21 protein-coding genes are annotated in these 20,111 nt (G+C 70.0%); 9 read left to right on the top strand and 12 right to left on the bottom strand.

The window, feature by feature from the left end; genetic code table 11:
- The 6 genes from BY998_RS19940 to BY998_RS19915 all read right to left on the bottom strand — a co-directional run.
- A partial coding sequence (locus tag BY998_RS19940) for a GTP-binding protein (RefSeq protein ID WP_146221755.1) occupies window positions 1-101 on the bottom strand: 101 nt, incomplete at its 3' end.
- 53 nt (window positions 102-154) lie between these two features.
- Entirely contained in the window at window positions 155-2,230 is a 2,076-nt protein-coding gene (gene fusA / locus BY998_RS19935) for an elongation factor G (protein ID WP_110353447.1), read from the bottom strand.
- A 63-nt stretch (window positions 2,231-2,293) separates the two neighbouring features.
- Entirely contained in the window at window positions 2,294-2,764 is a 471-nt protein-coding gene (gene rpsG / locus BY998_RS19930; protein ID WP_017485508.1) for a 30S ribosomal protein S7, read from the bottom strand.
- A gap of 107 nt (window positions 2,765-2,871) precedes the next feature.
- A complete protein-coding gene (rpsL, locus tag BY998_RS19925) occupies window positions 2,872-3,243 on the bottom strand; it encodes a 30S ribosomal protein S12 (protein ID WP_004447775.1) in 372 nt (123 codons plus the stop codon).
- A 398-nt stretch (window positions 3,244-3,641) separates the two neighbouring features.
- Entirely contained in the window at window positions 3,642-7,109 is a 3,468-nt protein-coding gene (locus tag BY998_RS19920) for an SbcC/MukB-like Walker B domain-containing protein (protein WP_110353446.1), read from the bottom strand.
- Between the two features lie 590 nt (window positions 7,110-7,699).
- Window positions 7,700-7,927: a hypothetical protein gene (locus BY998_RS19915; RefSeq protein ID WP_110353445.1), complete on the bottom strand. Its 228-nt coding sequence runs from the start codon at window positions 7,925-7,927 to the stop codon at window positions 7,700-7,702.
- A gap of 188 nt (window positions 7,928-8,115) precedes the next feature.
- Between BY998_RS19915 and BY998_RS19910 the strand changes: the two genes are divergently transcribed.
- Window positions 8,116-8,829, top strand: coding sequence for a hypothetical protein (locus BY998_RS19910; protein ID WP_245421667.1), 714 nt, complete (start codon window positions 8,116-8,118; stop codon window positions 8,827-8,829).
- 218 nt (window positions 8,830-9,047) lie between these two features.
- Here the strand turns inward: BY998_RS19910 and BY998_RS19905 are convergent, their stop codons facing one another.
- Window positions 9,048-9,677 carry an alpha/beta hydrolase gene (locus BY998_RS19905; RefSeq protein ID WP_110353444.1) on the bottom strand — a complete coding sequence of 210 codons (630 nt, stop codon included), beginning with the start codon at window positions 9,675-9,677 and terminating at the stop codon, window positions 9,048-9,050.
- Window positions 9,678-9,741: 64 nt separating this feature from the next.
- The gene (locus BY998_RS19900; RefSeq protein WP_110353443.1) at window positions 9,742-10,671 is read right to left on the bottom strand and encodes a ring-cleaving dioxygenase; all 930 of its coding nucleotides are present in this window, start codon (window positions 10,669-10,671) and stop codon (window positions 9,742-9,744) included.
- 134 nt (window positions 10,672-10,805) lie between these two features.
- On the opposite strand from BY998_RS19900, the gene BY998_RS19895 reads away from it, so the two are divergent.
- Window positions 10,806-11,774, top strand: coding sequence for a LysR family transcriptional regulator (locus BY998_RS19895; protein WP_110353442.1), 969 nt, complete (start codon window positions 10,806-10,808; stop codon window positions 11,772-11,774).
- Here BY998_RS19895 and BY998_RS19890 read toward each other — a convergent pair.
- Window positions 11,729-12,364 carry a DUF4194 domain-containing protein gene (locus BY998_RS19890; protein ID WP_110353441.1) on the bottom strand — a complete coding sequence of 212 codons (636 nt, stop codon included), beginning with the start codon at window positions 12,362-12,364 and terminating at the stop codon, window positions 11,729-11,731. The genes BY998_RS19895 and BY998_RS19890 overlap by 46 nt on opposite strands.
- Before the next feature lie 10 nt (window positions 12,365-12,374).
- Window positions 12,375-13,787, bottom strand: coding sequence for a Wadjet anti-phage system protein JetA family protein (locus BY998_RS19885; protein WP_110353440.1), 1,413 nt, complete (start codon window positions 13,785-13,787; stop codon window positions 12,375-12,377).
- 140 nt (window positions 13,788-13,927) lie between these two features.
- Between BY998_RS19885 and BY998_RS19880 the strand changes: the two genes are divergently transcribed.
- Together BY998_RS19880 and BY998_RS19875 are read left to right on the top strand one after the other, a co-directional pair.
- The gene (locus tag BY998_RS19880) at window positions 13,928-14,602 is read left to right on the top strand and encodes an HAD family hydrolase (RefSeq protein WP_110353439.1); all 675 of its coding nucleotides are present in this window, start codon (window positions 13,928-13,930) and stop codon (window positions 14,600-14,602) included.
- Window positions 14,603-14,827: 225 nt separating this feature from the next.
- Complete coding sequence (locus BY998_RS19875) at window positions 14,828-15,214, top strand: hypothetical protein (RefSeq protein ID WP_110353438.1); 387 nt, start codon at window positions 14,828-14,830, stop codon at window positions 15,212-15,214.
- Between the two features lie 71 nt (window positions 15,215-15,285).
- Here the strand turns inward: BY998_RS19875 and BY998_RS19870 are convergent, their stop codons facing one another.
- Window positions 15,286-16,176, bottom strand: coding sequence for a CoA ester lyase (locus tag BY998_RS19870; protein WP_110353437.1), 891 nt, complete (start codon window positions 16,174-16,176; stop codon window positions 15,286-15,288).
- A gap of 187 nt (window positions 16,177-16,363) precedes the next feature.
- Here BY998_RS19870 and BY998_RS19865 point away from each other — a divergent pair, with 187 nt between their 5' ends.
- Entirely contained in the window at window positions 16,364-16,753 is a 390-nt protein-coding gene (locus tag BY998_RS19865; RefSeq protein ID WP_110353452.1) for a tautomerase family protein, read from the top strand.
- On the opposite strand, the gene BY998_RS19860 is transcribed toward BY998_RS19865, so the two are convergent.
- Window positions 16,737-17,636, bottom strand: coding sequence for a LysR substrate-binding domain-containing protein (locus tag BY998_RS19860; protein WP_110353436.1), 900 nt, complete (start codon window positions 17,634-17,636; stop codon window positions 16,737-16,739). The genes BY998_RS19865 and BY998_RS19860 overlap by 17 nt on opposite strands.
- 118 nt (window positions 17,637-17,754) lie before the next feature.
- Here BY998_RS19860 and BY998_RS19855 point away from each other — a divergent pair, with 118 nt between their 5' ends.
- From BY998_RS19855 to BY998_RS19840, 4 genes are all read left to right on the top strand, one after another.
- A complete protein-coding gene (locus BY998_RS19855; RefSeq protein ID WP_110353435.1) occupies window positions 17,755-18,975 on the top strand; it encodes an MFS transporter in 1,221 nt (406 codons plus the stop codon).
- A gap of 110 nt (window positions 18,976-19,085) precedes the next feature.
- The gene (locus tag BY998_RS19850) at window positions 19,086-19,457 is read left to right on the top strand and encodes a hypothetical protein (RefSeq protein ID WP_110353434.1); all 372 of its coding nucleotides are present in this window, start codon (window positions 19,086-19,088) and stop codon (window positions 19,455-19,457) included.
- A gap of 130 nt (window positions 19,458-19,587) precedes the next feature.
- The gene (locus tag BY998_RS19845; protein WP_245421666.1) at window positions 19,588-19,815 is read left to right on the top strand and encodes a hypothetical protein; all 228 of its coding nucleotides are present in this window, start codon (window positions 19,588-19,590) and stop codon (window positions 19,813-19,815) included.
- The gene (locus BY998_RS19840; protein WP_110353432.1) at window positions 19,816-20,097 is read left to right on the top strand and encodes a hypothetical protein; all 282 of its coding nucleotides are present in this window, start codon (window positions 19,816-19,818) and stop codon (window positions 20,095-20,097) included. It abuts the gene before it with no gap.
- Window positions 20,098-20,111: the final 14 nt, after the last annotated feature.

The following is a 20,111-nucleotide window of genomic DNA, read 5'->3' as shown; positions in this document are numbered from 1 at the left end:
TTGGTGATCGCCGCCGTCAGCGAGGTCTTGCCGTGATCGACGTGCCCGATCGTGCCGATGTTGCAGTGCGGCTTGGTACGGGAGAACTTTTCCTTACCCATCAGGGCCTCCTAATCGTCAGTGTCGTGGTTCGAAGAAGCGTTCGGCGCCCGCCTTAGGCGTACTTGGCGATGACCTTGTCGGCCTCGCCGCGCGGCACTTCCTCGTAATGGTCGAACTGCATCGTGAAGTTGGCGCGACCCTGGGAGAAGGAGCGCAGCTGGTTCACGTAGCCGAACATGTTGGCCAGCGGCACCATCGCGTTGATGACGTTGGCGTTGCCGCGCATGTCCTGGCCCTGGATCTGGCCGCGGCGGGAGTTGAGGTCGCCGATGACCGAGCCGGTATACTCTTCCGGCGACACCACCTCGACCTTCATCACCGGCTCCAGCAGCACCGAGCCGCCCTTCTGCAGCGCCTCGCGGAAGGCGGCGCGGGAGGCGATCTCGAAGGCGAGCGCCGAGGAGTCGACGTCGTGGTAGGCGCCGTCGATCAGCTCGACCTTCACGTCGACCACGGGGAAGCCGGCGAGCACGCCCGCGCCGAGGACCGAGTTGAGGCCCTTCTCGACGCCGGGGATGTACTCCTTCGGCACCGCTCCGCCGACGATCTTCGACTCGAACGAGAAGCCGGCGCCCGGTTCGTTCGGCTCGACCACGAACTTCACCCGGGCGAACTGACCGGTACCACCGGTCTGCTTCTTGTGGGTGTAGTCGATCTCCTGACGACGCGTCAGCTTCTCGCGATAGGCGACCTGCGGCTGGCCGATATTCGCGTCGACCTTGTAGGTGCGGCGCAGGATGTCGACCTTGATGTCGAGGTGGAGCTCGCCCATCCCCTTGAGGATGGTCTGGCCCGACTCCTGGTCGGTCGAGACGCGGAAGGACGGGTCCTCGGCAGCCAGCTTCGAGAGCGCGATGCCGAGCTTCTCCTGGTCGGCCTTCGACTTCGGCTCGACGGCGATCTCGATGACGGGCTCAGGGAACTCCATCTTCTCGAGGATCACCGCGTCCTTCGGATCGCACAGCGTGTCGCCGGTGCGGGTGTCCTTGAGGCCGGCCAGAGCGACGATGTCGCCGGCGAAGGCCTCCTTGACGTCCTCACGGTTGTTGGCGTGCATCAGGAGCATGCGGCCGACGCGCTCCTTCTTGTCGCGCGACGAGTTGATGACGTTGGCGCCCGACTCGACCTTGCCGGAATAGACGCGGCAGAAGGTGATCGTGCCGACGTGGGGATCGTCCATGATCTTGAAGGCGAGCATGGAGAAGGGATCGCTGTCGGTCGGGTGGCGAACCACCTCTTCCTCGGTCTTGAAGTCGAGTCCCTTGATCTCGCCGCGGTCGGCGGGAGACGGCAGGTAATCGACGACCGCGTCGAGGAGCGGCTGCACGCCCTTGTTCTTGAAGGCCGAGCCGCACAGGACCGGATGGAAGGCGCGCAGCTGCACCGCCTTGCGCACGAGCTTGCGCAGGGTCTCCTCGTCCGGCTCCACGCCGTCGAGGTAGGCGGTCATCGCGTCGTCGTCGAGCTCGACGCAGGCTTCGATCATCTTGGTGCGATATTCGACCGCCTGATCCTTGAGGTCGGCCGGGATCTCCTCCTCGGAGAAGTTGGCGCCGAGCGCCTCGCCCGACCAGACGATCGCCTTCATCTTGATGAGGTCGATGACGCCCTTGAAGCTCGACTCGGCACCGATCGGCAGCTGGAGGCAGACCGGCTTGCCGGCGACGCGGCTGATGATGTCGGCGACGCACTTGAAGAAGTCGGCGCCGATCTTGTCCATCTTGTTGACGAACACGACGCGCGGCACGTCGTACTTGTCGGCCTGACGCCACACGGTCTCGGTCTGCGGCTCGACGCCCTGGTTGCCGTCGAGCACGCACACCGCGCCGTCGAGCACGCGCAGGGAACGCTCGACCTCGATGGTGAAGTCGACGTGACCGGGGGTGTCGATGATGTTCAGGCGCTTGTCGCGCCAGAAGCAGGTGGTCGCAGCCGAGGTGATCGTGATGCCACGCTCCTGCTCCTGCTCCATCCAGTCCATGGTGGCGGCGCCCTCATGGACCTCGCCGATCTTATGGGACTTGCCGGTGTAGTAGAGGATCCGCTCGGTCGTCGTGGTTTTGCCGGCATCGATGTGGGCCATGATGCCGAAGTTGCGGTAGTCCTCGATCGCATGCGTGCGGGGCATCGGGGTCTCTCCGGGAGAAAGCGGGCTTGGAGCGCGGCCCGGTGGCCGCGCTCGACAGGCGAATTACCAGCGGTAGTGCGAGAAGGCGCGGTTGGCCTCGGCCATCCGGTGGGTGTCTTCGCGCTTCTTGACGGCGTTGCCGCGGTTGTTGGCGGCATCGAGCAGCTCGGCGGAGAGACGCTCGACCATGGTCCGGTCGTTGCGGCCGCGGGCGGCCTGGATCAGCCAGCGGATGGCGAGAGCCTGACGGCGCTCGGTGCGGACCTCGACGGGGACCTGGTAGGTCGCGCCGCCGACGCGGCGGGAGCGGACTTCGATCGCCGGGGCGACGTTGTCGAGCGCGGCGCGGAACACCTCGATCGGATTGGCGCGGGCGCGGCTCTCGACGAGGTCGAAGGCGCCGTAGACGATCCGCTCTGCGGTCGACTTCTTGCCCTCGTACATGATCGAATTCATGAACTTGGTGAGGACGATGTCGCCGTACTTGGCGTCCGGAATGATCTCGCGCTTCTCGGCTGAGTGACGACGGGACATTGTTCAGACTCTCGAAAAACTGGCTTTAAGCACCTCGCGCAGGCCGCCTTGAGCTTGACGCCGGCGACATCCTTGCGAGGCCGTGGAAATGGCCGTCCGAAGAGATCTTACTTCGGACGCTTCGCACCGTACTTCGAACGGCGCTGCTTACGGTTCTTCACGCCCTGCGTGTCGAGCACGCCGCGCAGGATGTGATAGCGCACGCCCGGAAGGTCCTTCACGCGGCCGCCGCGGATCATGACCACGGAGTGCTCCTGAAGGTTGTGGCCCTCACCCGGGATGTAGCCGATCACCTCGAAACCGTTGGTCAGGCGCACCTTGGCGACCTTACGCAGAGCCGAGTTCGGCTTCTTCGGGGTCGTGGTGTAGACGCGCGTGCAGACGCCGCGCTTCTGCGGGCAGGCGTTGAGCGCCGGCACCTTGTTGCGCGCCTTCTGCGCCTTGCGCGGCTGGGCGATCAGCTGGTTGATCGTCGGCATCCTGTGCCCTCTTCATCCGGCCGCGCTGGGCGGCCACCGTCTGAACCTGTCGAAGCCCCTTGCGGAGCGGCAGAACCGCGAGCGAGCCCGCGACAAAACGAATAGCGCCAGAGGCCGATCAGGGCCTTTGGCGATGGTGAGGCAGAGGATCACGCCGTAAACGACGCGTTCTTACCCGCTGATCTGACGAGTACGTCAGGGTGTGATGCCGGTATCGGTCTGACGACGGTCGCCGAAGCCCGTGGCTTCGACCCGAAAGCGACTCTCGATCCACCGGAGTGGCGCGCTTCTACGCGGGAGGGTCGGCTCCGTCAATGCCCGGAGAGGATAAAGTTCGATGAACGCGCCTGCGGTCGTCGGCCGAACCGATGCCAAGCTAAGCCGCAGGCGAAACGTCGCTATTCGGCGGCATTCGGGAGGCGGAACGCCTCGATTCCCCGCCGCTCCGGATTGATCTCGGCAAGCGCCCGCTTGGCGGTTTCCAGCGGGTGCTCGGCCTCGATTCGGACGGAGGCGAGATCCGGGCTCTTGTAGACGGTGACGACGGTATCCATCACCTCGGTCAGGGTCGTGCGCTTGTCTTCCGGCGCGGCGATGAGGAGTTGCAGGCCCCAGGCGCGGAAGAGATCGACGAGCGACTGGCTGTTGCGCACGTCGAGCTTCGAGAAGGCTTCGTCGAGAAGGCAGAGTCCGAGTCCCGGCGTCTCGTCGCCGGGACGGTCGCCAGGATAGTAGGCCGAGGCCATGGAGGCGGCGATCGCCACGTAGAACGGCGCCTGCGCCTCGCCCCCCGAACCGCGCAGCGCCCGGCTCGACAGGGTGGTGCGGTTGCCCGCCCGGTCGCGCATGCCGATCTCGTAGACGAAGTAGTTGCGGTAATCGGCCAGCCGTGCCGCGTTCTCCTCCCCCTCGATCAGCGCCGTGATCTCGGCGAGCGCCGCGGCGAGCGGCCCCTTCTCGGTCCCGTCCTCCGGCCCCGGCAGCACCGCCTGCGCGGCGTCCGGCGAGCGGGCGACCTCGGTGGCCAGTGCGTGGACGGCGGCGTAGCGCCGGTCGACCTCGGCCTCGAAGGCGTAGGTCTGGCCGGTGAAGGTTTGCGAGGCGAGGCGCTCGTTGAGCGCGTCGAGGCGGGCGCGCATCCGCTCGAACTTGTCGGCGAGGCGCGTCAGCAGATCCTCGGTCATCAGGCGGCGCATCTCGGCCTCCGCCCGCAGGGACTGGTCGCGGTAGCGGCGCAGCTCGTGGCCGGCCACCTCGTCGCGCTCGCGCATCGCCCAGGCATAGCCGAAGGAGGCCGGCTGCTCGGCCGAGCCCAGCGGGTTCTCGACGCGCCAAGCGGCGCAGTACTCGGCAAGATCCCGCTCGGCGGCCCGGCCCTGGTTGCGCACGCTGTCGGCCGCTTCGCGGGCGGAGGCGCGGGCCTGCGTGGCGAGCGAGGCCAGCGCCTTCGCCTCGAGATCGGCCCGGTCGGCCCGTGCCTGAGCAATGCCGACCACCGTGTCCGGCACGTCTGCCGGCACGGAGTCGGTGAGGCGGATACGGACGGTGTCGCCGGAGGTCCAGCGCTTGAGCGCCGCGCGGTAGGCCAGGAAGGCGGCGCGCGCCGCCTCGCGCCCCTGCACGACCCGGGCCTTGAGCCCCGCCTCCTCGGCGAGCAGGGCATCGCGCTTCGGCTCCAGCACCTGCACCAACTCGGTGAGATAGGCGGAGCGCTCCTTCTGCAATTCCTTCAGCTCGGCCTCGATCACGCCGGCATCGGCCCGGGCGACCGTCTCCTGCTCGGTGGCGAGGCTGCGTCGGCGGCCCTCGATCGCATCGGCCTCGGCGCGCAGGGCCTCGACATCGACCGGCGCCTCGGCGAGCCGGCTGCGCAGGAGCGCGGCGATGCGGGCGGCCTCGCGCATCACCGTGGCCTCGGCCCGCAGGGTCCGCGCCTCCTCGCGAGCCTCCTCCAGGCGGCGGCGGGTCTCGGCGGTCGGCCCGCGCTGGCCGCGCGTCATCATCAGCGGCACGGGACGCACCACCGAATAGGCCATGCCGGAGGTCGAGCGCCCGCTCGGCGCCACCGCGCGACTCATGTGCCGCAGCGCCGCGTCGTCCGGGGCGAGGTCGTAGCCGCCGAGCCGGGCGGCGAGGAAGGCTTCCGCATGGTCGCTCTCGGTCTCGATCAGGCCCATCGGCCCGTCGTCGAAGCGCCGCGCCGCGCGCCGGGCCGTGTCGGTGGTCTTCACCAGCAGGCAGCGGAAGAACTGGTTTTTTCGCGACTCGAGCAGAGCGAAGGCGCGGTCGAGCCGGTCGGGCTCGACCACCAGGGCTTCGCGGGCGCGGCCGAGGAGGCCTTCGAGCGCCGGGCCCCATTTCGGATCGACGATCTCGGCAAGCTCGCAGATCGGCGCCGCCTCGATCCCGAGCCGACCCAGTTCCTCGCGAAAGGCCTCCGTGTCGGAGGAGAGGCGCGCGGAAGCGGAGCGCCCGGCATTCACCTGCGCATCGAGGCCCCGCACCTCGTTCTCGCGCTCGCGCGCTTTGAGGGCCAGATCCTCGGCCTGCTCCTCCAAGGCATCGCCGATGTCGGGCAGGGTCGCGAGGCTGTCGAGCAGGCCCTTGAGCGGCCCGTCGGCGCGCAGACTGTCCTCCGGCGGCGCCTCCCGGCGCAGCCCGGAGCGGGCGCAGGCCTCGACGATGCGCGCCGCACCGAGATCGATCCGGCGCAGAGTGCCGCCGATCGCGCTGAGACGCCCGGCATCCTGCACGAGGCCGATGATTCCGGCGAGGCGGTTCGCCAGATCGCGCCGGTCGCGGGCGACCATGGCGAGGCCGGCATTCGAGGCGGCGAGCCGTGCCTCCGCGGCGCTGCCGACGATCATCGCCTTGCGGGCGGCGATCTCCGAATCGATCTCGCGCACGAAGCCCTGGCTCGTCGCCACGCTCTCGCGGGCGATGCGCAGGCGCTCGCTCGCCTCGACGAGCAGGCGGCGGGCCTCGGCGTGGTCGAGGATGCGGCGGCGCAGGTCGGCGCCGGCCGCACGCATCTCGTCGAGGGCGGCGGTGAGGCTCGCCCGCGCCCAGCCCTCGTAGCGTTCGCAGATGCGCGAGAGATGGGCGAGGCGCTTTTCCAGCTCCTCGATGGTCTCCAGAAGACGCCGCCAGGTCTCGATCGACTGGCGGATGCGGGCGACGTCGAGCGGCTCGGCCTCCAGGACGAAGCTGCGCACGAAGGCGCTGGTGTCGAAGATCGGCTTGAACGCCACCGCGTTGGAGAAGGTGCGCAGGAACTGGCGCGGGTCGGGCACCGCCGCGCCCTCGCGCAGTTGCGCCAGGACCGCCGCGGTGAAGCGCTCGCCGGAGGTGCGGAACTCCTCGAAGCTGTCCGCCCGGCGGCGCAGGTCGGCGGCGACCTCGGTCCAGGGGGCGACGAAGCTGCCCTCTTCCGTCTCGCGCACGTAATCGCCGATCTCGAAGCGGTGGCCGACCGCGATGAAGCGCGAGAGCGTCTCCTCCTTCGGCTCCTCGGCGCGGGCGGCGAGCGCCAGCCCGACGGTCACGACGCGCCCGCTGGCCGCGTTCTCGAACACCAGGGCGATGACGGTCTCGCAGGCCTCCCGGGTCGGGCGTCCGCCCTCGGCCGGGTCGCTGATCCAGCCGAGGCAGTAGTCGCGCACGGTGCGCGCGCTGCGGCCCGAGGCGGAGGCGTTCAGCGCCAGCCGGCTCGCGTTGTTCCCGGCCAGCACGGTGCCGACGGCGTCGAAGATCGTCGACTTGCCCGCTCCCGTCGGACCGACGAGCGCGGCCGCCCCGCGAATCCGGATCTGCTCGCGCCGGATGAGGTACCAATTCGAAATCGCGATGTCGGTGAGGCGATACACCGGCCCGGCCGCCAGTCCCTGAGGTTGAACGAGAGCCAGGGCAATGGACGCTGCGACCCGCACACGCAAGGGCGGGAGCCCTCGGCCCTGGACCGACCTCGGCTCGAGCCGGGGGATTTCGCGACGATCCTCCGGAAAATTCGACTTCGTACGCGTCGAGGGCCTGCCGAGCGGCCACGCCTCACCGAAGCGTGACTTGACGATACGAGACCCGAATGACCGAAGCGGGCGGCATCCCGACGCCGGCGCTTCGCCTGTCCGCAACCTCGCAAGTCGAGCCGCGACGGCAGGTTCATGCAACGCCTCCGATGACGGTCCGGCCGGGGCGATTACGTATTTTGCCGCGGCCGGACGCGGTCGATTCTCCCTCAGACTCAACGGGTTCCGTGTCATATGGCCAGGGTGCACGCCGTCAGCCTGGAAACGACCGTTCCGATGCCCCCCGCCCGTCCCCGTCTGTCCTACGGAATCGGACTCGTCCTCCTCTCGACCGCACTCTGGGGAACGGCCTCCTGGCTCTCGGGACACGTGATTCTGTTCTGACGTCGCGAGCTCGGTGAGCGATGAGTAGAGATCATCGCCGAAGGCTATCAGACATCCTTCCTGTAGCCGAGATAGACGCCGCAGACGAACCCGCCCTGCAACGCGGTCAGGCTGGCGAGCAGCATCAGCCCGTCGATCAGCAGCGATTGTTCGCCGTGAAAGTGGTAGGCGATACGCACAATCACCACGATAAAGCTTGCGGCGGCAAGCACTCCCCAATGACAGAATAGTCCGATCAGCACCCCAGCGATGATGAGAAATATAATCGCCAACACTTGATCACGACCCTATTCTGCCAGCTACGAACAGGGCGGCTCGTAGATGGAGGTTTTCCTCAAGGTACTGCCGTTTTGGGGGACGCGCAAAGGCGCATAAGGCGTAAAAACCGGCTCATTCTCCCCCTTCCACTTCGCGATCCGTCATGGTCAGAGAAGCCGGTCGCTGCCTGGCCGCAACGGGGACGGTGAACGTTCCTGTCACGATCCACATCGCTGCCATCGCCATGCCCGATCCCTTGAACCGACTTGCCGACGAAGCGTCCGCCCGGCTGCCACTCTTCGACGATCTGCCCGCGGGAACCGTCGATCGCCTCGCGGCCCTTGGCTTCGGACGCGGGTTGCTGACGGCCGCGATCCGGGCGCGGCTCCGCAAGGCCGGTTTTGCGGATATGGGGGCACTGGCGCTCGCGACGCCGGCCGACCTCATGATGGTGCGCAAGATCGGCCCGGTGCGGGTCGAGGCCATCCGCGCCCATCTGCTCGGCGAACTCGCCCGGCTCGTTCCGGGCGCGAGGGCGGCCCACGACAGGGATGCGACCGACCGGCGGCGCCTGGATCGGCTCCGTGCCGTGCCGGTGGAGCCGGCCCTGCTCGGTCGCGCCCTCGTCGAACGGTTCGGCCCGGCCGGGGCGACCTGGGCCGATCTCGCCTCGCTGCCGCGCGCGCAAGCTCTGCGGGCACTCGGGATCTCGGCCGCGGATCTTGAGGACTTCGTCTCCGCTCTGGCCCGCGCCCTGCAGCCGGACCGGCCCGGTCCCCTGCCCGCCGGGACGACGCGCGAGGACGACGCCCGGGAAGCGATGGCTGAGCCGGACCGCGCCGAGATTCAGCGGGAGCGGGACCGCGAATGGGACGAAGCGGCGCCCGCGCGATGTCCCGGGCCGGGTCGGACCGATTGAGCCAAAGGCGGTCGGCACGACCTTTTATCGTCGCGACGACAGGGTGCGCTTCACGCCGCTGCCCGCTTGTCGTGACGCGCGCCCCCGAAGCCGTCTTCGCTTCGGCGGAATGCGCGAGGGAGCTGCGCCCGACCACGTCGGGTCGGGACGCATCTCTAAGCCCTTATTGCGCCGCGCTTTCTTCCGACGAACCGGTGTCCACTTCGTCGGAAAGCGCGCTAGCGCCCGAAATTCCGGGCGAGCCAAGGGCCCGCCGCGGAAAGATCGGCCTGCGACAACCCGTGGCCGGCCGGGTTGACCGTGTGGGTCACCCGCGCACCGGCCCGTTCGAGGCCAGCCGCGAGCCGTTCGGCGTTCTCGGCAGGGACGATCGGGTCGAAGGCGCCCGAGAGCAGCAGCACCGGGCGCCCCACGAGATCGGCCGGCGGCGCCTCGGCGAGCGGCACCATCGCGCGCAGCAGCACGGCGCCCGCCAGCGCCTCCGGGTGCAGGAGCAGGGTCGCAGCGGCGATGTTGGCGCCGTTCGAGAAGCCGACCGCCACAGGCGCGGCCAGACCGTAAGCGACGCGCGCCTGCGCGACGAAGGCGGCGAGGTCGGCTGCCCGGCGGCGGACATCCGCCTCGTCGAACACGCCCTCCGCCAGACGCCGGAAGAAGCGCGGCATGCCGTTCTCCAGGACCGGGCCGCGAGGCGAGAGCAGCGCGGAGCCCGGCGAAAGGGCGCGACCGAGAGGAAGCAGGTCGGCCTCGTCGCCGCCCGTGCCGTGGAGCAGCAGGAGCGGCGGAGCGGCCGGATCCGGGCCGGGCTCGAAGCGGTGGACGAAGTCCGGTGCGAGGCTGTTCGTCATGACGATCTCCCGATTTTCGACGAGGGCCGGCCGCCCGGATCTCTCCGGGCGGCCGCAGGACGCGTCAGGCGACCTTGGGCAGCACCGCCTCGATCTGCCCGCGATGGGGTTCGAGGAAGGCGGGCAGCTTGAGCGCGCGGCCGAGTTCCGCCGCAGGCTCGTCTACGGCGAAGCCGGGCGCGTCGGTGGCGATCTCGAACAGGATGCCGCCGGGCTCGCGGAAATAGACCGAGCGGAAGTACTGCCGGTCCCGCTGCTCGGTGACGGCGAGGCCGTGCCGGTCGCGCAGCCGCTCGGCCATCGCCTCCTGCGCCGCGTCGTCGGCAGCCCGGAAGGCGATGTGGTGGACGGACCCCGCCCCCTGACGCCCGGGCAGGAAGTCGCCGACCTCCCGAAGCGTCACGGCATTGCCCAGCCGCGCGCCGCCCGCGAGCCGGATCTGCGTCCCCTCCTGGCCGACCCGCTCGAAGCCGAGCACGTCGGTCAGGATCGCGGCGGTGGCCTCCGCCTGCCGCAGGAGCAGGGTGGCGCCGTGCAGGCCGCGGATCGCCTGATCCGGGGCGATGCCGTCCGCGGCCCAGGCCGGCTCACCCTCGATCCCGTCGATGCCCACCAGCGCGAGCGGCATGCCGTCGGGATCGCGGAAGCGCAGCTCCGTCTCGCCGAAGGCCACGCTCGGCGCCTCGTGCGCCACGCCTAAGGCGACGAAGCGGTGCGTCCAAGCGCCGATCGAGCCGCGAGGCACGCGGAACGCGGTCTGCGAGACCTGACCCACGCCGACCCGGCCGGGGGCGGCATGCGCGATCGGGAAGAAGGTGAGGATCGTACCGGGCGCACCCGCCTCGTCGCCGAAGTAGAGATGGTAGGTGCCCGGATCGTCGAAGTTCACGGTCTTCTTCACGAGGCGCAGACCGAGCACGCGGGTGTAGAAATCGACGGTGCGGGCGGTGTCGCCGGCAAAGGCCGTGACGTGGTGGATGCCGTAGGCGCTCATGGTTCAGGTCTCCCGATCCGGGGCGCCGCGAGGAGGATCCGCCTCCTCCGGCTGCCGGTATGAGAGCAATCTGGCCCTTGCCTTCCCGCTTGAAAACGGAAACGATCGAAACACATCGTTTCCAGAGTCTGCCGATGGCGCGCCTTCCCGATTTCGAAGCCTGGGCCGTGTTCGCGGTCGTGGCCGACACGCTCTCCTTCGCCCGCGCGGCGGAGGAACTCGCGGTCTCGAAGGCCACCGTCTCGAAGGCGGTGTCGCGGCTGGAGCTGCGGCTGGGCGCCCGCCTGTTCCACCGCACCTCCCGTCGCCTGTCCCTGACCGAGGCCGGCCGCACGGCGCGCGACGACGCGGCCGGGCTGCTGGCCGCGGGCGAGGCGGCGGAGGCCCGCGCCCGCGATGCCAGCGGCGCCCCGCGGGGGCGCGTGCGGCTCGCCGCGCCGATGTCCTTCGGCGTGGCCCATCTCGCACCGGTCCTGCCGGACTTCCTGGCCGCCTATCCCGAGGTCTCGGTCGATCTGCACCTGTCCGACGAGCGGGTCGATCTCGTGGGCGGCGGGTTCGATCTGGGCCTGCGGATCGCCGCGCTGCCCGATTCCTCGCTGCGGGTGCGCCGGCTCTGCGGCGTGCGCCGCTCGCTCGTGGCGACGCCCGCCTATCTCGACGGGCACGGGCGGCCGGCACAGCCGGAGGATCTCAAGGCGCATGCCTGCCTGGGCTACGCCTACCTGCCGACGCCGGACCGCTGGCACTTCTCGAACGCGGCCGACGAGACCGTCTCGATCGTGCCCGAGGGCCCGTTGCGGGCCAACAACGCCGACGCGCTGGCGCCCGCCCTGCGGGCCGGGCTCGGCCTCGCGGTGCAGCCGGACTTCACGATCTGGGAGGATCTGAAGAGCGGGCGCCTGGAGCGGGTGATGCCGGACTGGCAGCCGCCGCCCATCGCCCTCAATCTCGTGATGCCGCCCGGCCTGCCGCGCCCGGCGCGGGTCTCGGCCCTGATCGGCTTCCTGGAGAAGGCCTTCTCGGAGGCACCCTGGGCGCAGCCGGAGACGGCCGGTCAGGCCCCCCTCCCCTCCCCGGCGGAGGCCCAGGCCCTGACCTGATCCATCCAGGCATCCGGCGAGAGCACCGTGATGCCGGGCATCAGCACCAGCGGCGTGACCCGCTCCGCCCGGTCGCGCTCGCCCAGCCGCAGGGCGCCCTTGCGGGAGAACAGGCGCAGGATCTCGATGAGCCGCGCCTCGTCGGGCGGATCGGTGCGGGCGGCGGAGCGGATCGCGTCGGCGATGTCGTCGGTGGTGCATTCCACCGTGCCGTCGGTGGAAACGCGGTGGTCGCGCAGGCCCTCCTCGTAGGCGAGCCTGAGCGCCAGCAGCACCAGGGTCTCGTCCTTGCGTAGCCGCTCGCCCTGGGCGTCGTGGCGCACGCCGTCCGGCGGCAGGGCGAGAAAGACCATCTGGTCGCGATGGGCCACCTCGAACCGGTAGCCGAGGCAGGCGAAGTAGTCGCGGAAGAACGGCGCGTAATGCCGGGCGAGTTCGTAGGAGCGTCCGATCCCCGTGCTGGCCGCGTAGATGCACTGGCTCTTGAGCAGCACCTGCAGCGCGCGGATCAGCTCCTCCTCGTTCGGGGCAGCCCGGCCGGGCGGAGGCGGCTCTTCGCCGTCGAGGATGGCGCGGAAGGGTTCGAGCATGTTCGTCCGTTCAGCCTGCTTTGCCGGCTCCGCGCCGGGCGGCGGCGGCCGGAACGCGCTCGATCAGGAAATCCGGGCAGTCGAGCCAGCCGTTGGAGACGCGGCCCTCGACCCGGGCGACGCGGTAGCGGCTGCGCAGCAATCCGTCGAACAGCACATCGATCTCGCGCAGGCGCTGGAAGACGACGAAGCCGTCCACGCCGTCCACGACGATCTCGGAGCCGCGCAGGGTCTTGGCCCCGCCGAGGCGCGCATCGAGATAGGCGGCGATGCGCTCCGGCGTGACGGTGATGCGGCGGCGGAATTCGTCCTTGGCGGCGATGAAGGCCTCGATCGCCGGATCGACATCGATCTCGGGCAGCGGCTCGAACTCGATGATCCGGCGCGGCAGGCGCGGGTTGGTGAGCTGGGGCGGGCCGATCGGCGGGCGCAGCAGCGAGATCTGGGCCGCGGGCATCCCGGCAAGGTCGTCCTCGCCCGCACCCACCGCGCGCAGGGCCGCCGCCGCCCGCTCGATCCGCGCGGAATCCCGGGGATCGCGGTAGCGCAGGGCGGCCGAGATGCGCCGTTCCAGCCGGGTCACCACCTCGGCCACCGCGTCGAGATGCGGGTCGAGCCCCTCGAAGATCGAGAGGATCTCGACGAGGTCGGTCCGCACCATCCGCTCGGCGGCGGCCTTGTCCGCTGCCCGGCCCTCGCGCAGGTTTCCCTCGGCCAGCGCCCGCAGCGTCAGGGGGTCGCGCAGCGCCCGGCCCGCCTCGCGCACGATGCCGGAGCGGAAGCGGAACGGATTGAAGCGGGTGTGCAGCGTCCGGTAGTCGGAGACGAGGTGGCGCTCGACGAATTCCTCGAAATAGAGCCGGAAGGCGGCGCTGAGGTCCGGCTCGCGCAGGATGCGCTCTTCGAGCTTGCGCATCGCACCGGCGAGACCCCGCAGATGTCCGAGGAAGGTGCGCGAGGCCTTGGCCGCGTTGCGCAGGGCCTCGGAGCGCTCGGCGGGGCTGGCGATGGCGCTCTCCAGCGCGCTCAGAACCTCCAGCACCGCGCCGCCGTAGGAGCGCGTCTCGCCGCGCTCGATCCGGGCCAGCTCCTCGATCAGCAGCCGCGCGTCCGGGTCGAAATCGACCACCGGCACGTAGCGCTCGCGCCGCTCCACCAGCCAGCCGGCCTCGATCAGCCGCCGGTAGACCGCCGAGCGGCGCTCGACCGGATCGGCGGGCGTCGCCTCGTCGTCGGCGATCTCGGCCTGGCTCCAGCCCGCGGAGAAGTCGCCGATGGCGGCCAGAAGCTCGCTCTTGCGTAAGGGCTCGGCGGCATCGCCGAACACGCGCGCGTGCAGGTGCAGCAGCAGCGCCGCGTTGAAGGCGCGGCTCGGCGAGGCGAGCGGGCGGAAGAGGTCGTCGGCGAGATGGGTGAAGAGCATGGCGGGACGGGCGGAACCACAACCCGCTCGGCCGCCGCCGGTCAATGCTCGCGTCGCGCTCCTCCCGCATGCATCGACCCATGCATCGTCCGGCGGATGCGGCCGTTGTTCCGATGCCACCGCCGAGGAGCCCCGAAACCATGCGCATCGAGACCGTCTTCCTGTTCGACCTCGACGGCACGCTGGTCGACAGCGTCTACCAGCACGTGCTCGCTTGGAAGGAGGCACTCGACGCGGAGGGCATCCCGCTCTCGGTCTGGCGTATCCACCGCAAGATCGGGATGAGCGGCGGCCTGTTCACCAACCAGCTCCTGCGTGAGACCGGGCTCGCCATCGACCCCGAGCGGATCGACCGCCTGCGCCGTCTCCATGCCGAAGCCTATGGGCGGCTCTCGAAGGGTGTCGTGCCGCTGCCCGGTGCCAAGGAACTGCTCGCCACGCTCACCGAGAACCGCATTCCCTGGGCGATCGCCACGAGTGGGCGCATGGAGACCGCGGGCCACAATCTCGCGGCGCTCGGCGTCGATCCCGGCCAGGTACCGGTGGTGACCCGCGACCTCGTGAAATACGCCAAGCCCGATCCCGACCTGTTCCTCGCCGCCGCCGAGCGGCTGAACGCGCCGATCGAGCACGCGGTGATCGTCGGCGATTCGATCTGGGACATGCTGGCGGCCCGCCGCTGCCGGGGCCTCGGCGTGGGGCTGCTGTCGGGCGGCTACGGCACGGAGGAGTTGGAGCGGTCCGGTGCCGTTCGGGTCTACGACGATCCGGCGATGCTGCTGGGACACCTCGACGAAGTCGGCGGGCGACGCTGAGGCGCGATCGCTCTGTACGGCCAAGATTAGGCCCCGACAGGAATGTGGTCACAATGGCTCGAGGGCCCGGGAGCCGAGCCTGACGATTGGATGAACGGATCTTTGCACCTTCGTTCATGCGACAGGACATAGCGTGACCTTCATCACATCGGGAGTGAACCGATTCCAGGGTGTGCTCGTTGGGGTGCCATTGGATCGGCGATCCACCGCAATCGGAGAACCTTGATGAAGAAGCTCGCAATCCTGTCCGCCGTGGCCGTGCTCGGCGTGGGCGCCCTGTCCTCGACCGATGCCGAGGCCCGCTGGCGCGGCCGTGGCGGCGGTGGCGCGATTGCGGCCGGGGTCGTCGGCGGTCTCGCGGCCGGCGCGCTTCTCGGTGCCGCCGCCTCGAACAGCTACGGTTACGGCGGCTACGGCTACGGGGGCGGTTACGGCGGCGGCTACGGCTATGCCCGTCCGGTTGCCGGCTATGGCTACGGCTACGCCCGTCCCGCTTACGGCTATGGTTACCGCAACGTCGGCTATTACGACGGCGGCTACTACGCCCCGCGCCGCGCCTACGGTGGCTATTCCTGGGGCGGCCCGGCCTACGATTACGGCTACGGCTGGTAAGATCCTTCTTCGTCACGTCGCTGCGTGACGGCACGGCCGCGCTCCTCCGAGGGGCGCGGCCGTTTCGCGTTTCAGGCCGCCGCGTCGCGCGCCGCGATGGTCTCGGACCAGATCACCGCGCGGCGGGCCATGCTGATGTGCTGGCGCTCGTACATGCGGCCCTCGACCTTGATCGCCGCGCGCTTGGCGTTCTCCGGCAGGTTGAAGGCGTCGATCACGAGCCGGGCGCGGCGCACCTCCTCCTCGGTGGGCGCGAAGGACGTATTGGCTGGCTCGATCTGGTTGGGGTGGATCAGGGTCTTGCCGTCGAAGCCGAGGTCGCGGGCCTGTCGGCACTCCTCGCGGCATCCTTCCGGATCGGAGATGTCGTTCCAGACGCCGTCGAGAACGATCAGCCCTTCGGCCCGTGCGGCGGCGAGCGTGAACATCATCCAGGGCAGCATCGGCACACGGCCCCGCACCAACTGCGCCCAGGTGTCCTTGGCCAGATCGTTGGTGCCGAGCACGAAGCAGGTGAGCCGGTTGCGGCGGTCGCGGCGTGCCTTGGCGATGTCGTGGATGTTGAGGATCGCCGCCGGCGTCTCGATCATCGCCCAGATGGCGATGGATTCGGGCGCTTCGAGCGCTTCGAGGGTGTCGGCGATGCTCTCGAGCACGGCCGGCGAGGACACCTTCGGCATCAGGATCGCGTCGGGCTTGGCCTCGATCGCCGCGCGCAGGTCGGCATCGCCCCAAGGGGTCTGCGGCGCGTTCACCCGGATCACGAGCTCGCGATGGCCGTAGCCGCCGCCCTTCACCGCTGCGCAGACCTGCTCGCGGGCGCGCTCCTTCTCCTCGGAAGCCACCGCATCCTCGAGATCGAGGATCAGCGAATCGGCGGGCAGCGTCTTTGCCTTTTCGAGGGCGCGCGGGTTCGAACCCGGCATGTACAGAACGCTGCGGCGCAACCGCAAATCGGACATCGCTCTTCTCCTCGACCGTGGGCAGTTGCGGGGTGGGTTGAAGAGCCCTCCGCCCGTCCACCCTCACTTTGTATGCATAATACGAAAAATCCGGGTCGAGTGGAAGCGACCGGAAGCGGGGCTACTTAACCGCGTGTGCCCGGCGACCGCCAGAGGGCGCATTTCCCGTATGACCGGAGTGATCCCGATGCCCCTGCTGCGCTTCGATCTGATCGAGGGCCGGACCGATGACGAGTTGAAGGCCCTGCTGGACGCGGCCCACGCGGCGATGCTCGAAGCCTTCCAAGTCCCGCCCGGCGACCGCTACCAGATCGTCACCGAGCACAAGCCCTCGCGGATGATCGTCGAGGATACCGGGCTCGGCATCCCCCGCACGCGGGACGTCATCGTCGTGCAGATGATCACCCGGCCGCGAGGCCGCGAAAAGAAGGAGCTGTTCTACCGCCTGCTGACCGAGAAGCTGGAGGCCGCCTGCGGCATCGCCCCGTCCGATGTCATGGTCTCGACCGTGGAGAACACGGACGAGGATTGGTCCTTCGGGCACGGGCGGGCGCAGTTCCTCACCGGAGAATTGTGAGGGCGGACGCCCCCTCGGCTACGAGCCACTCGACGAAAGCGGTGAGCGCGGGCGATTTGTCGGCGTCGTAGGGCGTCAGCACGAAGTAGCCCGGCCGCGCGACCCGGATCTCCGGGAAGGGCACGGCGAGCCGGCCGTCGGCGACGGCGCGCTCGAGCACCGGGAACGGCCCGATGCCGAGGCCGCCGCCGTCCTCGATCGCCTGGAGCGTCACGAAGAAATGGTCGAAGACCCGGCGACGGACGCCGCCGGGCCGCGGCATCCCGGCGGCGGCGAGCCAGTCGGGCCAATCGCCCGGCCGCGTCTCGGTGCCGAGCAGAACGTGGCCTTCGAGGTCGCGCAAGGCGGAGAGCGGCCTGCGCGCCAGCAATGCGGGGCTCGCCACCAGGGTGTCGGCCTCGTCCAGGAAGGGCACCGCGCGGTGCTGCGGCCAGGGCTCGGGACCGCGCCGGATCGCCAGATCGAAGCCGCCGCGCAGGGCGTCCTGCAGCGACGTAGTGGTGGTGACCGCGACCTCGGTGCCGGGACGCGCGGCGTGGAAGCCGTCGAGACGCGGGATCAGCCAGCGCATGGCGAAGCTCGACGGCGCGCTGACCTTGAGAACCCGCGGCGCCTGCGGCCGCCCGCAGGCCTCGGCCGCCGCCGTCAGGCGGTCGAAGGACAGGCTGATCTCCTGCGCGAAGACCCGGGCCGCCGGCGTCGCCACCATCCGGCGCCCGACCCGCACGAACAGGCGCTGGCCGAGCCAACCCTCCAGGGCCGCGATCTGCCGGCTGACTGCGCCGTGCGTCAGCCCGAGTTCAAGCCCGGCCTGCGCGTAGCTCCCAGCCCGGGCCGCGACTTCGAACACGTGCAGCGCGTGGAGCGGCGGCAGGCGGCGCATTCCGGTCCTCCTTGCAAACCGTGAGGATAGCGCACAGAACCCGTGAGTTCAGCGAGTCTCATCGCGCAGAGCTCACGCATTTAGAAGAGCCGGACATCGCAAGCCGGAGTCGTTTCGCGTGAGCCAAGCCGCCTTTCTGGTCGAATCGCCCTCCGGGACGGACGCACGCAGCCTGCGGCGGCGCAGCCTCGGCGGAGCCTGCCTCGCCCACGGGCTTCACGACGGCTACACCGACCTGCTCTATGTGCTGCTGCCCGTCTGGCAGGCGGAGTTCGGCCTCGGTTATGCCGGCCTCGCGGTGTTGCGGAGCCTCTACTACGCGACCATGGGCGGGCTGCAGGTGCCGGCCGACCGCTGGGCGGCGCGGCTGCCGATCCGCGTGAGCCTCGGCCTCTCGACCCTCGTCGCCGCGGCGGGTTTCGGCGTGATGGCACTGAGCGGCAGCCTGACCGGCCTGTGCTGCGGACTGGTGCTCGCTGGCATCGGCGCGAGCATCCAGCACCCGCGGGCCTCGCTCCTCGTGGCGCAGGCCTATGGCGGCAGCGCCCGCGGGCCGCTCGGCATCTACAATTTCGCGGGCGATCTCGGAAAATCGCTGTTTCCCGTCTTGGTCGCCCTGCTGCTGGGCCTGCTCGCATGGCGGCCGGTCGTCGGGCTGATGGCGGGAATCGGGATCGCCGTGACCCTGGTCCTGGCCGGGCTGCTGCCCCCCGGCGGCCTCGCCGAGGCCGGCCCGCGGGAGCAGCGGGCAGGAGGCCGGAACTCGGGCTTTGGCCTGCTGATGACGGTCGGCGCCCTCGACACGGCCACGCGGATGGGAACCCTGCTGTTCCTGCCCTTCCTGCTGGAGGCCAAGGGCGGCACGGGCACGACCACGGGGCTCGCCCTCGCCCTGGTCTTTGCCGGCGGCGCCTTCGGCAAGGCGGTGTGCGGCTGGCTCGGGGACCGCCTCGGCGTCCTGCCCTGCGTCGTCGCCACCGAGACGGCCACCGCCCTCCTCGTCGCCACGCTTCTCGTTCTGCCGCTCGGGCCGACGCTGTTCCTGCTTCCCCTCGTCGGCGTCGTCCTCAACGGCACCTCCTCGGTGCTCTACGGAACGGTGCCCGACCTCGCGCCGCGGGGCGAAGTCGGCCGGGCCTTCGCCCTGTTCTACACGGCGGTGATCGGATCGGGCGGTCTCGCACCCATCGCCTACGGCTTCCTCGGCGATGCGGCGGGACCGGCGGTGGGCCTGCTGGCCGCGGCCGGAACCGCGCTCCTCACGGTGCCGCTGGTGCTCGGTTTGCGCCGGCCGCTGGCGACCGCTGCTCAGGATCGAGCAAGAACAAGCGCGGCTTGAACGGACGATTCCCTCGTCCGGCCAAGGTTTACCCGCAACATCAGGTCAACCTTTCGTCAAGATCCACCGCCAAGGGCGTCCCTGCACTTCTCTTCGAAGGGACGAACCGGATGCGAAAGACCTGCCTGGGCGCCTGCCTCAGCCTCGCGCTGCTTGCCGGCCTGTCCGCCCCCGCGCAAGCGGAGAACCGGACGGCGATGGGCGTCGGTGCGGGCGCCGTCGCGGGCGCGCTCGTGGCGGGACCGGTCGGCGCCGTCGTCGGTGCGGTGGCCGGCGGCGTTCTCAGCTCGAACAGCGGCGCCCGGCCCCGCTCCGCGCGCCGGGGGCGTGCCGCCCGGCGCCAAGCGCGGGCCGTCCCGCGCCGCGCCGCCATGGCCGAGCCTCCGGTCCGCGCCTCCCGCCCGGAGATCACCCGGGCCGAGACCACCGGCAGCACGGGCGCTTCCGCGGCGACCCGTTCCGGCTGGAAGGACCCCCGCTGAGGTCGCGGCGACTGTCGCTTTCGCATCACAGTCAGGGAAATGCGCAAGCGTGACCGGTCCGGCGCCATTTTCATGACCGAATGCGGCGCGCAGGATCGAAGCCATGCAATCGTTCGAGAGCGAGGAAGCGATGGCTGATCCGAGCGCCGACACTGACCGAACGGACCGACTGCAGGCGGCACCCCGCATCGAGGGGCTCTCCGTCGGAAAGGTGACCAAGGGTGTCGCCTACGCGATCGGCAAACGCCTCTCGGTCGAGAAGGACGGCGCCCTGCCCGACCGCCTCGCCTACCTCGTGGATCGTCTCCAGGCCGGCCCCCTCGGCCGCACCTCCCTCAAGCATCGTCGAGTTGCCTGAATGTCCAAGTTCGAACGCGCCCTCAACGACGCCAACGTGGTCCCCTTCCCCGCCGCCGCCGCGGACGCCGTGGCCGACGAGAACGTCGCCTCGATCATCGAGGTGCTTCAGGACCAGCTCAAGCTCGCCCGCGAGGGCAAGCTGCGCTCGGTGGCCGTAGTCTCGGTCTCGAACGACGGCAGCGCCATCGGCACGCAGTGGTCCTGCGCCCACGGCGACGTGGCGAGCCTGATCGGCAAGCTCACCGTACTCTCCCACGACATGATGGCCGCCCGGAACTGAGTTCTCCCCGGTCG

This window comes from Methylobacterium sp. B4 (assembly GCF_003201865.1).
Taxonomy (GTDB): Bacteria; Pseudomonadota; Alphaproteobacteria; order Rhizobiales; family Beijerinckiaceae; genus Methylobacterium.
This window is presented reverse-complemented; position numbering and strand designations above follow the sequence as displayed.